Below are 13,136 nucleotides of genomic sequence, written 5' to 3' on the forward strand. Positions count from 1 at the left end.
GACCGCCTCCTCCTCAGAACACGAGACGGAGGCGCCGGAGGTTCAGCTCCCCGACGTCGCGACCTGGTTGAACAGTTCGCTGAAGGCGGGGTCGTTGAGGATCGGAACCGTGATGAAGATCGACACCGCGATGCTGACGACGAGCGCTCCGGCCACGGGGATCCAGAACGCGATGCGGCCGCGGCGCAGCTGACGCCACGTGAGGGTGGCGGTCAGCAGCCACCCGACGATCATCGTGATCCCGGCGACGGTTCCCCACAGCTGGCCCTGCGCGACATTGGTGAAGGCCTGATCGACGCCGAACAATCCGAGGATCGTGTTGGCGTACTGCTCGAACGAGAAGAGCTGCACCGATGTGGCGATGACGTTGACCAGCCCGTAGGCGAGCAGACCGATCGTGATGATCCGATCGGCGAGACGCCAGCCGGTGAGAGGGCGCGCGAGCGCCGACGTCGAGGGGGCCGATGTCGTTCGCCGCGTCTGCTCGGCCAGGGTCGCCGGGGGCGCGGAGGCGGAGGTCGCGGGAGCATCGAGGGCCTGGCCCGCGAGCAGAGCGTCGGTGGCATCGGGCTGACGGATGCGCGCCCGCTGCTCCTCCGGCGAGGCGTACTCGCCGTACTGCGGGCGCGGCCGATCGTCAGGGTCGGGAGTACTCACGCGCGGCTCCGCCCGCCGAGGGCACGGTCGTCCGACCGCAACTCCTTCGGGAGCGAGAACAGGAGGTCTTCCTCGGCGGTCTTGACCTCTTCGACGTCGCGATAGCCGGCACCGGCGAGTTCGGCGATGACCTCCTCGACGAGCACCTCGGGCACCGATGCGCCGCTGGTGACACCGACGGTCTCGACGCCGTCGAGCCACTCCTGCTTCACCTCGTCGATGTAGTCGACACGGTAGGCGGCCTTCGCGCCGTACTCCAGCGCGACCTCGACGAGACGCACACTGTTGGACGAGTTCGCCGAGCCGACGACGATCACGAGATCGGCGTCCTGCGCGACCTTCTTGATCGCCACCTGGCGGTTCTGGGTGGCGTAGCAGATGTCGTCCGACGGCGGATCCTGCAGCTGCGGGAAACGCAGGCGCAGACGCCGCACGGTCTCCATCGCCTCGTCGACCGAGAGGGTCGTCTGCGAGAGCCACACGACCTTCGACGGATCGCGCACCTCGACGGTGTCGGCCTCGTCGGGAGAGTTCACGATCGTCACACGGTCGGGCGCGTGGCCCGCCGTGCCCTCGACCTCTTCGTGGCCTTCGTGGCCGATCAGCAGGATCTCGAAGTCGTCACGAGCGAAGCGCACGGCCTCGCGGTGCACCTTGGTGACGAGAGGACACGTGGCATCGATCGCCTGGAGCTGACGCTCGGCGGCCGCGTTGACGACCGCCGGCGAGACGCCGTGGGCGCTGAAGACGAGGTGAGATCCCGGCGGAACCTCGTCGACCTCTTCGACGAAGATCGCCCCGCGGGACTCGAGCTCGCGCACGACGTGGATGTTGTGCACGATCTGCTTGCGCACGTAGACGGGTGCACCGAAACGGTCGAGCGCCTTCTCCACCGCGACGACCGCGCGGTCGACGCCGGCGCAGTACCCGCGCGGGGCCGCCAGCAGCACCTTCTTGTGTCCGGGCACCGGGATATCCTGGAGCCGTCCTCGACGCCCCGGTATGCGGGGCAGGGGCAGCTTGACGACAGGAGTACTCACCCCTCGATTCTACGGGGGTGCCCCTGGATGACGGCCGATACCCGCCACACCCCGACGAACCCGGAGCATATGACGACGTTCCAGCCCGAGGCCGTTCCGGGACAACCGCCGCCGCCCGACTCCGTGCCCCCGCGTGATTCCACCGCGCAGGCCCCCACCTCGGTCGCGCGCCTGAACGACACGATCCGCGGGTTCGTCGAGAAATGGGGATCGGTCTGGGTCGAGGGCGAGATCACGTCGTGGAACCAACGCGGCGGAAACGTCTTCGGACGCATGAAAGACCTCGCCACCGATGCCACCATCTCATTCCGCATCTGGTCGAGCACTCTGCAGCGCCTTCCCCGAGACCTCAAGGTCGGCGACCACATCATCGCGTGCGTCAAGCCCGACTACTTCCCCCGCACAGGAGACTTCAGCTTCTCGGTGTCGGCGATGCGCCACGTCGGTCTCGGCGATCAGCTCGAAAAGCTCGAGCAGCTGCGGCTCGCGCTGCGCAAAGAGGGCCTCTTCGATCCGTCGCGCAAGAAACCCCTGCCGTTCCTCCCCCGGCACATCGGGCTCATCACCGGAGAGAACTCCGACGCCGAGAAAGACGTGCACCGCAATGCCGAGCTGCGCTGGCCGCACGTGCTCATCCGCACCAAGCACGCCGCCGTGCAGGGCGACCGGTGCGTGCCCGAGACCATCGCGGCGCTGAAGGCGCTCGACGCCGACCCCGAGATCGACGTCATCATCATCGCCCGGGGCGGCGGCGACCCGCAGACGCTGCTCGGATTCAGCGACGAACGGATGCTGCGCGCGGTGGCCGCCGCATCCACCCCCGTCGTGAGCGCGATCGGTCACGAGAACGACCACCCGCTCCTCGACGACGTCGCCGATCTGCGCGCCTCGACCCCCACCGACGCGGCGAAGCGGGTCGTGCCCGACGTCTCGGAGCAGCGGGCGCTGGTGGCGCAGCTGCGCGCGCGGTTGGTCGGGCGCCTCTCGCAGCGCGTCGGCCACGATATCGCGCAGCTCGACCAACTGCGCTCGCGACCGGTGCTGCGCACCCCGGAGACGACCCTCACCGCGCGTGCTCAGGAGATCTGGATGCTGGCGAGCCGGGGGCGCGACCTCGTCGAGCGCGACCTCTCGCTGCGCGAGCGACGCACGATGGAGCTGCGTGCGTCGTTGCGCGCCCTCTCGCCCGTCGCGACCCTCGCCCGTGGCTACGCGATCGCCCACATCGGCGACGGCGTGATCGTGCGCGACGCCGCGCAGGCGCCCGCGGGCACCGCCATGACCATCACCGTGGCACGCGGATCGGTGGCGGCGCGCTCGGACGGCGAGGTCGCGGAGTCTCCGAGCGGAGCCTGAGCCGTCGGAGCCCCGCCCTAGAATGGAACCCATGACCGCGTCGCCCTCGGAACCCACCGCCGACGTCGCGACGCTGTCGTTCGAGCAGGCCCGCGACGAACTCGTGCGCGTCGTCGCTGAGCTCGAGCAGGGTGCGCCGACGCTCGAGCAATCGCTGGCGCTCTGGGAGCGCGGCGAATCCCTGGCCGCCCGCTGCGAGGAGTGGCTGCTCGGAGCCAAGCGGCGGCTCGACGCCGCCCGCGGCGAAGTTTCGACCGACGCACGCGCGGAGGCATGATGGCCCGCGTCGTCGCAGAGCTCGGCAGACCCGAGACCGCCGAGGAGACCGCGGCCCGCAAGGCCGAGTTCTCCCGCCGCTACCGGTCGAGCAAGACGTTCCCCAGCCTCTTGGCGGCCATTCTCGCCACCCTCGCCATCATGTTCGTCGTCGTGCTCGGCGTTCCGCGCGGCACGCCCGCCGAGGCTCCTCCCATCGATGTCACCGCCGAATCGGCCGCCCTGGCGGCCGACCTCGGACACCCCGTGATCGACCCCGCCGTCCCCGACGACTGGCGCGTGAACGCCGCTCGCATCGAGGGCGGCAGCGTCGACGCGTGGACCATCTCGTACGCCCCCCGGGCCGAGCGCGGGTTCCTCAACATCGCGCAGGGGTTCGGCGCGAGCGAGTCGTGGCCGGCCGAGATGCTGCGGGGGGCCACGACATCGGCCACCGTCACGATCGACGGCATCGAGTGGGCCGAGTACTCCATCTCCGATGCCGCCGGTGCCGGCAACATCTCCTACGCGCTCGCCACGACCGCCGGCGACGACCGCGTTCTCGTCTACGGCACGGCCGCGCCCGACATCGCGAAGGCGGCCGCGTCGGCCGTCACCGCCGACATCCGCGAACTCCGAGAGGCAACCCCGTGACGACGACTCGACTCACTCCGCGCCAGGTCTGGGACGAGATGCGACTCGGCAACGAGCGCTTCGTCGCCGGCGAGCCGCAGCACCCACGACAGGACGTCGAGCGACGCCACGACCTCGCGGGGGGCCAGACGCCACGCGCCGCACTCTTCGGGTGCGCCGACTCCCGACTGGCCGCCGAGATCATCTTCGATGAGGGCCTGGGCGATCTGTTCGTCGTGCGCAACGCCGGTCAGGTCATCTCCGACTCGGTGATCGGCAGCCTCGAATACGCCGTCGCGGTCCTCGACGTGAAGCTCATCGTGGTTCTGCGGCACGACGCGTGCGGAGCCGTGAGCGCCGCCATCGACAGCACCGGCCTCGACGCCCCCGACCTTCCCGCCGGCATCTGGAAGCAGATCGCCCCGATCGTGCCCGCCGTCCGACGCGTGCTGCGCGCGAACGAGGGCCCCGCAGACCCCGAGCTGGTGGGCCGCGAGCACCTCCGCGACACCGTCGGAGAGCTGCTGCACTCGTCGGAACTGATCAGCGAAGCCATCGCCGAAGGACGCGTCGCGATCGTCGGCGCGAACTACCGCCTCAATGAAGGCCTGGTCGAGCCCGACGTGATCGTGGGCGACGCCGGCGATTCGCACCCGTGAACAACCCCGCACATCGGCAACTGGAGGACGACGACGTGACCGACACCGAGTACCGCATCGAACACGACACCATGGGCGAGGTGCGCGTTCCGAAGAACGCGCTCTACGCGGCGCAGACGCAGCGCGCGGTCGAGAACTTCCCCATCTCGGGTTCGGGTCTCGAGACCACCCAGATCGCGGCCCTCGCCCGCATCAAGAAGGCCGCCGCGCTCGCGAACAAAGAGCTGGGCACGCTGGATGCGGCGATCGCCGACGCCATCGCCGGTGCGGCCGACGACGTCATCACCGGGCAGTACGACGCGCACTTCCCCGTCGACACGTACCAGACCGGCAGCGGCACCTCGTCGAACATGAACATGAACGAGGTGCTCGCGACCCTCGCGACCCAGCGCCTCGGGTCGCCCGTGCACCCCAACGACCACGTCAACGCGTCGCAGTCGTCGAACGACGTGTTCCCGACGTCGGTGCACATCGCCGTCACCCAGGCTCTGATCGACGACCTCATCCCCGCGCTCGACCACCTCGCCGTCGCCCTCGAGGCCAAGGCCGACGAGTGGAAGTCGGTCGTGAAGTCGGGCCGCACCCACCTGATGGATGCCACCCCCGTGACGCTCGGCCAGGAGTTCGGCGGCTACGCCCGCCAGATGCGCCTGGGCATCGAGCGCGTGCAGGCCGTCCTCCCCCGCGTGGGCGAGGTGCCTCTCGGCGGAACGGCGGTCGGCACGGGCATCAACACCCCGCTCGGCTTCCCGCAGAAGGTCATCGAGCTGCTCGCCACTGAGACCGAGCTGCCGATCACCGAGGCGAAGGATCACTTCGAGGCGCAGGCGAACCGCGACGGCCTCGTCGAAGCATCCGGCGCCCTGCGCACGATCGCCGTGTCGCTCACGAAGATCAACAACGACATCCGGTGGATGGGCTCCGGACCGAACACCGGCCTCGGCGAGCTGCACATCCCCGATCTGCAGCCCGGGTCGTCGATCATGCCGGGCAAGGTGAACCCGGTCGTTCCCGAGGCCGTGCTGATGGTGTCGGCCCGAGTCATCGGCAACGACGCGACGGTGGCGTGGGCCGGAGCATCCGGCTCGTTCGAACTCAACGTCGCCATCCCCGTCATGGGCACCGCCCTGCTCGAGTCGATCCGCCTGCTGTCGAACGCGATGCGCGTGCTCGCCGACAAGACGATCGACGGGCTCCAGGCCAACGTCGACCGCGCCGCTGCCTACGCGGGCATGTCGCCCTCGATCGTCACGCCGCTGAACAAGCTGATCGGCTACGAGGCGGCTGCGAAGATCGCCAAGCACTCGGTCGCGAAGGGCATCACCGTGCGTGAGGCCGTGATCGACCTCGGCTACGTGGAGCGCGGCGAACTCACCGAGGCACAGCTCGACGAGAAGCTCGACCTGCTCTCGATGACCCACCCCGGCTGAGCCGTACGTGCGTCGACCGCCGTCGCCCTCCGGGGCGGCGGCGGTTTCGCGTGTCCGCAGCATCCGTCCACGCCCCGCGCCTGCGCGGCCCGCGCCCGCGCGGCCGGCGCCCCGAACGGCGGACTGCGCCCGTTTCCGGCGACTGACCGCACAGATCGATGCCGTCAGTCGCAGGAATGCGCCACATTCCTGTCGAAGGCGGGGAGGAAGCAGCGGCGCAGGGACCGGGTCACTCCCAGCGGTAGCCGGCTCCGCGCACCGTCGTGATGCGGTCGTGGCCGAACTTGCCGCGGAGGTACCGCACGTAGACGTCGACGATGTTCGAGCCGGGGTCGAAGTCCATGCCCCAGACGCGACTGAGCAGCTGCTCACGGCTGAGCACCTGGCCGGGGTGACGCAGGAACTGCTCGGCGAGCGCGAATTCCCGCGCGCTGAGGTCGACCTCCCGCCCCGATACCGTGGCCCGGCGCGTCAGCACGTCGAGGCTCACGTCGAGGTGCGACACGGCGATCGTGGCGGTCGCGACGTTCTCGCGCAGGCGCGACCGCACCCGCGCCAGCAGCTCGTCGAACTTGAAGGGCTTGGCGATGTAGTCGTTGGCGCCGGCATCGAGTCCGTCGACCGTGTCACTCGTGCTGGAGCGCGCGGTGAGCATGATCACCGGGAGCGTCGAACCCTGTCCGCGGAGGTGACGCAGCACCTCGAACCCGTCCATGGTGGGCAGGCCGATGTCGAGGAGCATAAGGTCGACCTCGCCCGACATGGCGCGCTCGAGGGCCTCCTCGCCGTCTTCGACGACGGCGGTCTGGTACCCCGCGGCCTCGAGCCCGCGGGCGACGAAGGCCGAGATGCGGCTCTCGTCTTCGACGATGAGGATACGAGTCATCCGGCGGCCTCTCGCTGGAGCACGACGTCGCCGGCGCGCACGGGGGCCGGGAACCCGGCGGGTGCCGTGTTCCGTCCCAGGGGAAGGTGGATCGTGAAGGTCGCGCCGCCGCCGGGCGTCTCGACGACGGCGCAGTGGCCGTCGTGCCCCTTCGCGATCGCGTCGACGATCGCGAGCCCGAGCCCGGAACCGCCGACGGTGCGCTTGCCGAGAGCGCGGTCGAACCTCCGGAAGATGCGGTGACGCGCGGCCGGCGGGATCCCCGGTCCGTGGTCGCGCACCCACAGCAGCGCTCCGCGATCGTCGACAGAGCTGCCGATCTCGACCGGCGACCCTTCGGGCGTGTATTTGGACGCGTTGTCGGCGAGTTGCAACCACGCCTGCAAGAGCCGGTCGTAGTCGCCCTCCACCCGGCCGCGCCCGCGCTGCTCGACCGACCAGGGGTGACCGGGAATGACCGCGACGAGTTCTCCGACGCGAGCGGTGAGGGCATCGACGTCGACGACGCCCATCGAGAATCCGCCTCCCTCGACCGCGGCGAGCAGGTCGATGTCGTCGACGAGACGCGTCATGCGATCGAGTTCCGAGATGCCGATCTCGCGGGCGTTCGCCACGTCGGCCGGGTCCGAGGCATCCATCATCTCGAGGTGGCCGCGCACGATCGTGATCGGCGTCTTCAGCTCGTGCCGCACGTCGTCGAGCAGTTGCCGCTGCACATCGACCGACCCCTCGAGGCGATCGAGCATCGAGTTCATCGTGCGGCCGAGGTCGGAGATCTCGTCGGTGCCGTCGGTGGCGATGCGCGCGCCGAGGTCGGAGATGGTGATGGAGTCGGCCGTCTCGCGCAGCCGCCGGATGGGCAGCAGCAGTCGACCCGTCACGAACCAGCCGACCGTGCCGATGGCGAAGAGCACGACCGCAGCCGCGATCGCGTACGTACCGACGCCGATGAGCACCAACTCCATGCGCGCGCTGAGAGACACCGCAGTGACGATCTCCGCGTCGCCCACCGACACGACGACGTAGCGATACATCCCGCCGTCACCGACCGCCGTGCCGAGTCCCTCGGGCGCACCGATGACCTGGTCCATGAACGCCGTATCGGCAGCCAGATCCAACCCCGACGACGGTGACGCGGTGGCCACCACGGCGCCTCCCGAGAGCAGCAGAGCGCCCTCGGTCGGGCCGCCGACGGTGTCGACGACGATCTCCGTGGCCGCTTCGACACCCGAGAGGTTCGTGAACGCGGCGGCGAAGGCCTCCAGTTGGCGGTCTATCGCGGTGACGACGTGGTTGCGCTGCGCCCAGAACGTGACGCCGCCGACGACGATGAGGCCGACGCACGCCACGGCGAGGACGGCCCCGAGAATCCGCGCGCGCGCCGAGAACAGTCTCGGCATGCGACTCATCCTCCGATTATCGCGCTGTTCGAAGGTGCGAGCCCGCACGGCATCAGGGGTGTAAAGAGCCACCCGCAGGCAGAGAGAGCCCCCGGCGCTGGGGGACGCCGGGGGCTATGGGAGAGTCGGAGATCTTTGGGGGAAGATCTCGCATGCCTGTCGCGATACCCGAATCGCGATGACTCCTTCTCCGTGGCGGACCCGATGGGCCCGTACCTCTGTGGGGGAATCCGCCGGTGGGCGGTAGAGAGGTTTCCCTCGCTGCTGTCCATCCTCATCTCGACGCGTGAGAACCCGAGGAACCCGAGGTGAGAGTCCTCTCATGTTCAGTGCACGTCGCCCCGCAATGACAAGGGCGGGATGCTGCAGCATCCCGCCCTCTCATGATGCGCCTCAGCGCGGGACGCGCCTCAGGAGAGCTCCCCCGCTTCGAGCAGCTCGGTGACGAGAGCGGCGATCGCCGACCGTTCGGAGCGCGTCAGCGTGACGTGGCCGAAGAGAGCGTGCCCCTTCAGGGTCTCGATCACCGACGCGACCCCGTCATGACGGCCCACGCGGAGGTTGTCGCGCTGGCCCACGTCGTGGGTGAGCACGACACGCGAGTTCTGTCCGATGCGGCTCAGCACGGTCAGGAGCACGTTGCGCTCCAGCGACTGCGCCTCGTCGACGATCACGAACGCGTCATGAAGAGACCGCCCCCGGATGTGCGTGAGAGGAAGCACCTCGAGAAGGCCGCGGGCGACGACCTCCTCCACCACGTTGGGTGAGACGACCGAGCCGAGCGTGTCGAAGATGGCCTGCCCCCAGGGGTTCATCTTCTCCTGAGCGTCGCCCGGCAGGTACCCCAGCTCCTGGCCGCCGACGGCGAAGAGCGGTCGGAAGACGATGATCTTCCGCTGCTCCTGCCGCTCGAGCACGGCTTCGAGGGCAGCGCACAGGGCAAGAGCCGACTTGCCGGTACCCGCACGCCCCCCAAGCGAAACGATGCCGACCTCGGGGTCGGTCAGCAGGTCGATCGCGATGCGCTGCTCGGCCGAGCGGCCGTGCAGCCCGAACACGTCGCGGTCTCCCCGCACGAGCTTGTACCCGCCGTCTCCGGTCACCCGGCCCAGGGCAGAGCCCCGCTCGGAGTGGATGATCAGCCCCGTGTTGACCGGAAGGCCGACGACGTCGTCGCTGACGGCGACCTCGCTCTCGTAGAGGTCGCTGATGTCGTCGCCGGAGACGTCGATCGTCGCGATGCCCGTCCAGCCCGAGTCGACGGCCTGCTCCGCGAGGTACTCCTCCGCCGAGAGACCGAGGGATGCGGCCTTGACCCGCATCGGAAGATCCTTCGACACGACGGTGACCTCGCTGCCGTCCTGCAAGAGATGCATCGCCACGGCGAGGATGCGGCTGTCGTTGTCGCCGAGCCGCATACCCGAGGGCAGCACCGAAGGATCGGTGTTGTTGAGTTCGACGCGGAAGGTTCCCCCGGTGCCGACCTGCACCGGGAAGTCGAGCCGCCCGTGCTCGATCCGCAGCTCGTCGAGGTGGCGAAGAGCCTGGCGCGCGAAGTATCCGATCTCCGGGTCGTGGCGCTTTCCCTCGAGCTCGGTCACGACGACGACCGGGATCACGACGGAATGCTCGGCGAAGCGGAAGATGGCGCGCGGATCGCTGAGGAGAACAGACGTGTCGAGCACGTACGTGCGGAGGTCCTGCTCCGTCGACGCGTCTTCCGCGGTGTTCTCCAGACGCTGCTTCTGAGGTGCTCGTGCGCTCACAACCCACTCCCGACCCGGGACACTTTCCCGGAAAGCGACGAGTCGACCAGGGGTCACGAGTCGCGATCCAGAAGGCCGACTCGAACGGGCGCCTTGCCCGATGCGATCAAGCTACGACGGAACCCACCGGGCGCGCAGCGACACGCCCCTCGGTTCGCGTTACGAGTAGGTGAACTTCCTCACCACACCCGCGACGCCGCGAACGCGGCCATGGCATCACCGAGCTGGCGCAGAGTGTCAGGGCTGGTACCGGCGTGCACGGCGATCCGGATCCCGCCTGAGCGAACGGTGACGGCCAGACCGTGGTTCGACAGGGCGGCGGCCAACGGCGCGGCGTCCTGGGCGCCGGGGGCGAGCGCAATGATGCCGGCACGGTGCGCGGGATCGCGGGGTGTCGTCACGGGGATGCCGTGCTGCTCGGCCAGGGCGAAGACGTCGGCGGCTCGCTCGGCGACACGGGAGCCGATCGCGGCGACGCCGACATCTCGGATGTCGGTCACCGCCGTCTTGAGGCGACCCGCGGCCAGCGAGTCGAACGCGCTCACCGTGAAGGCGCGAGCCTGGTGCACCGGCGGCGGCACCTCGTCGAGCGGCAGTCCCTCCGCTTCGGTTCCGGTGAATCCCGAGAGAACGGGGTCGAGCCGATCGAGTGCGCGATCTCCGAACCAGGAGTAGCCGGTGCCCCGGCCCGCGCGCAGCCACTTGTACCCGTTGCCGCACACGACATCGGCCGCGGCGAAGTCCGCCTCGACCACACCGAATCCCTGGACGGCGTCGACGATGAGCAATCGGTCGCCGATCACGTCACGTATGGCGGCGAGGTCGGCGAGGTAGCCGGTGCGGAAGTCGACGAGGCTCACGGCCACCGCGGTCACATCGTCGGTGAGGGCGTCGCGGACGACCTCCGGAGTCACGAACCCGGCCGGCGGCAGCATCCATGAGACCTGTGCGCCCCCGACCGCGGCCGAGCGCGCCGCGGCGACCGTCAGGCTCGGGAACTCGGCCGACGAGAGCAGCAGCGTGCCACGGAGGGCATAGATCGCCTGCATCAGGCCATGCGCCGTCGAGGGCTGCAGCACGACCTGCTCGGCCGGTGCGCCCAGCACCTCGGCCACGGCGGCACCGGCCTCAGCGATGTGATCGACCACCAGGTCGATGCTCGATCGCCGACCCGACGCGAGGAGCTCGGCGTCAGCGTTCGTCTCCGCCACCACGGAGGGGGCGAGCGGGCCGAAGGACGCCCAATCGAGATACCCCGTCTCGTCGCCGAAGGAGTGCACGTAGGTATCGAAGTCGGTCACAAACGGCTATTCTCCCACTCCGCTCGCCACTGCGCTCGCCGGTGACCGCTCGCCGGTGACCGCGAGAGCCGGTCTGCGCGACGACACCCTGCCATCATGCGCGGGTCTCGGCGCGCCGCTGCGGTTACGCGGAAGCCTCAGCCGCCGTAGCGGCGGTCGCGCTTGGCGAAGTCGCGGACGGCGCGCAGGAAGTCGACCTCGCGCAGGTCGGGGCCGAGGGCTTCGACGAAGTAGAACTCGCTGTGGGCGCTCTGCCAGAGCAGGAAGTCGCTGAGCCGCTGCTCGCCCGACGTGCGGATCACGAGGTCGGGGTCGGGCAGCCCGCCCGTGTAGAGGTGCTCGCCGATCTGCTCGGGCGTGAGGCTCGCGGCGAGCTGCTCGAGCGAGCCGCCTTCGCTGTCGTGCTGGGCGATGATGCTGCGCACGGCGTCGACGATCTCGCTGCGTCCGCCGTAGCCGACCGCCAGATTCACGTGCAGACCCGTGTGAGCACGGGTGCGGTCCGCCGACTCGGCGAGCACTCGCGCGAGCTCGGTCGGCAGGTGGGCGGCGCGACCCACGTGCTGCACCCGCCAGTTCGGCTCGCGGGAGACCTCGTCGGCCAGTTCGGCGATGATCTCCAGGAGATCGGCGAGCTCACGGGAGTCGCGCTTGACGAGGTTGTCGTTGGAGAGCAGGTACAGCGAGACGACGCCGACCCCGAGATCGTCGCACCAACGGAGGAACTCGCGCATCTTCGCCGCACCCGCTCGATGGCCGTGCGCGGCGGAATCGAACCCGAGCTGTCGGGCCCACCGGCGGTTGCCGTCGATCATCATCGCGACGTGGTGGGGAACCACGTCGGGCGTCAATCGGCGGCGGAGTCGATTGATGTAGAGGCGGTACAGAGGTCCTCTGCCCTCGTTCATCCCGTTCTCCGTCACGCCCCTACGCTACCCCCGACCTGTGCAGTCCATGCGGAACCGCACAGCGTGCGCTCAGCGGCATACACCCGGACGTAGGCTCGTTGCGTGACCCGCCCAGCCTCCTCCCGCGCGGCCGACAACGACGGCCCCGACATGCCGCAGCTGCCCCTCATCGAGGCGGCGGCGGTCGGCGCGCAGGACGAGCTGAAGCCGACCTGGCGCGGGTGGATCCACGCCGGAACCTTCCCCGTCGCCATCGCCGCCGGCATCGTCCTCATCGCTGTGGCACAGGGGGCTCCCGCGAAGTGGGCGTCGGTGGTCTTCATGGCCACCTCGCTGCTGCTGTTCGGCAATTCCGCGCTCTACCACCGCTTCCACTGGAAGCCCAGAACCCGCGCGATCCTCAAGCGCATCGACCACGCGAACATCCTGCTGTTGATCGCCGGCACCTACACGCCGCTGTCGGTGCTCGCCCTCCCGACCGACAAGGCGATCATCCTGCTGTCGATCGTCTGGGGCGGCGCCATCCTGGGCATCTTCTTCCGCGTGTTCTGGCTGAACGCGCCGAGATGGCTCTACGTCGCCCTCTACCTCGCGCTCGGATGGGCAGCCGTGATGTACATGGGCGATCTGTTCGCCGCGAACGTCGCCATGATGGTGCTCGTCGTCATCGGCGGTGTGCTGTACTCCGGTGGCGCGGTGATCTACGCGCTGAAGCGTCCGAACCCGTGGCCCGGCCACTTCGGCTTCCACGAGATCTTCCACGTCTGCACGGTGCTGGCGTTCCTCTGCCACTGGACCGCGTCCCTGCTCATCGTGCTGCACCCCGCGTTCCACGCGGGATGACC

At 69.4% G+C, this 13,136-nt stretch carries 13 protein-coding genes; 6 read left to right on the forward strand and 7 right to left on the reverse strand.

Features of this window, described 5'->3' with window-relative positions; all coding sequences use genetic code 11:
* Nucleotides 1-42: 42 nt before the first annotated feature.
* The gene (locus ABTU82_RS03000; RefSeq protein ID WP_116646173.1) at nucleotides 43-657 is read right to left on the reverse strand and encodes a DUF6264 family protein; all 615 of its coding nucleotides are present in this window, start codon (nucleotides 655-657) and stop codon (nucleotides 43-45) included.
* Nucleotides 654-1,697 carry a 4-hydroxy-3-methylbut-2-enyl diphosphate reductase gene (locus ABTU82_RS03005; RefSeq protein WP_205781197.1) on the reverse strand — a complete coding sequence of 348 codons (1,044 nt, stop codon included), beginning with the start codon at nucleotides 1,695-1,697 and terminating at the stop codon, nucleotides 654-656. The genes ABTU82_RS03000 and ABTU82_RS03005 overlap by 4 nt, the downstream gene beginning before the upstream one ends.
* Before the next feature lie 69 nt (nucleotides 1,698-1,766).
* Here ABTU82_RS03005 and xseA point away from each other — a divergent pair, with 69 nt between their 5' ends.
* Genes xseA through ABTU82_RS03030 form a run of 5 tightly spaced genes read left to right on the forward strand, consistent with a single transcriptional unit; the run spans nucleotide 1,767 to nucleotide 6,030 of the window.
* Nucleotides 1,767-3,053 (forward strand): exodeoxyribonuclease VII large subunit, encoded by a 1,287-nt coding sequence (xseA, locus tag ABTU82_RS03010; RefSeq protein WP_116646172.1) that lies wholly within the window; start codon nucleotides 1,767-1,769, stop codon nucleotides 3,051-3,053.
* Between the two features lie 31 nt (nucleotides 3,054-3,084).
* On the forward strand, nucleotides 3,085-3,330 hold the full coding sequence (locus ABTU82_RS03015; protein ID WP_407171664.1) for an exodeoxyribonuclease VII small subunit: 246 nt from the start codon (nucleotides 3,085-3,087) through the stop codon (nucleotides 3,328-3,330).
* A complete protein-coding gene (locus tag ABTU82_RS03020; protein WP_116646170.1) occupies nucleotides 3,330-3,962 on the forward strand; it encodes a DUF4245 family protein in 633 nt (210 codons plus the stop codon). Before ABTU82_RS03015 ends, ABTU82_RS03020 begins: the two co-directional genes overlap by 1 nt.
* Nucleotides 3,963-4,000: 38 nt before the next feature.
* Nucleotides 4,001-4,600 carry a carbonic anhydrase gene (locus ABTU82_RS03025; protein ID WP_116646772.1) on the forward strand — a complete coding sequence of 200 codons (600 nt, stop codon included), beginning with the start codon at nucleotides 4,001-4,003 and terminating at the stop codon, nucleotides 4,598-4,600.
* A 35-nt stretch (nucleotides 4,601-4,635) separates the two neighbouring features.
* Nucleotides 4,636-6,030: a class II fumarate hydratase gene (locus tag ABTU82_RS03030; protein ID WP_116646771.1), complete on the forward strand. Its 1,395-nt coding sequence runs from the start codon at nucleotides 4,636-4,638 to the stop codon at nucleotides 6,028-6,030.
* Between the two features lie 229 nt (nucleotides 6,031-6,259).
* Here ABTU82_RS03030 and ABTU82_RS03035 read toward each other — a convergent pair whose 3' ends face one another.
* From ABTU82_RS03035 to ABTU82_RS03055, 5 genes are all read right to left on the reverse strand, one after another.
* Nucleotides 6,260-6,916 (reverse strand): response regulator transcription factor, encoded by a 657-nt coding sequence (locus ABTU82_RS03035; protein WP_116646169.1) that lies wholly within the window; start codon nucleotides 6,914-6,916, stop codon nucleotides 6,260-6,262.
* Nucleotides 6,913-8,316 carry a sensor histidine kinase gene (locus ABTU82_RS03040; RefSeq protein WP_407171667.1) on the reverse strand — a complete coding sequence of 468 codons (1,404 nt, stop codon included), beginning with the start codon at nucleotides 8,314-8,316 and terminating at the stop codon, nucleotides 6,913-6,915. The genes ABTU82_RS03035 and ABTU82_RS03040 overlap by 4 nt, the downstream gene beginning before the upstream one ends.
* Nucleotides 8,317-8,726: 410 nt before the next feature.
* The gene (locus ABTU82_RS03045) at nucleotides 8,727-10,082 is read right to left on the reverse strand and encodes an RNA 5'-3' helicase PhoH2 (protein ID WP_116646167.1); all 1,356 of its coding nucleotides are present in this window, start codon (nucleotides 10,080-10,082) and stop codon (nucleotides 8,727-8,729) included.
* Between the two features lie 179 nt (nucleotides 10,083-10,261).
* A complete protein-coding gene (locus ABTU82_RS03050) occupies nucleotides 10,262-11,383 on the reverse strand; it encodes an aminotransferase class V-fold PLP-dependent enzyme (protein WP_116646166.1) in 1,122 nt (373 codons plus the stop codon).
* Nucleotides 11,384-11,520: 137 nt separating this feature from the next.
* Nucleotides 11,521-12,291, reverse strand: a complete 771-nt coding sequence (locus ABTU82_RS03055) for an isoprenyl transferase (protein ID WP_116646165.1) — start codon at nucleotides 12,289-12,291, stop codon at nucleotides 11,521-11,523.
* Between the two features lie 150 nt (nucleotides 12,292-12,441).
* On the opposite strand from ABTU82_RS03055, the gene trhA reads away from it, so the two are divergent.
* Entirely contained in the window at nucleotides 12,442-13,134 is a 693-nt protein-coding gene (gene trhA / locus ABTU82_RS03060) for a PAQR family membrane homeostasis protein TrhA (RefSeq protein WP_116646770.1), read from the forward strand.
* Nucleotides 13,135-13,136 lie beyond the last annotated feature (2 nt).

Source organism: Microbacterium deferens, from assembly GCF_045517775.1.
GTDB lineage: Bacteria > Actinomycetota > Actinomycetes > Actinomycetales > Microbacteriaceae > Microbacterium.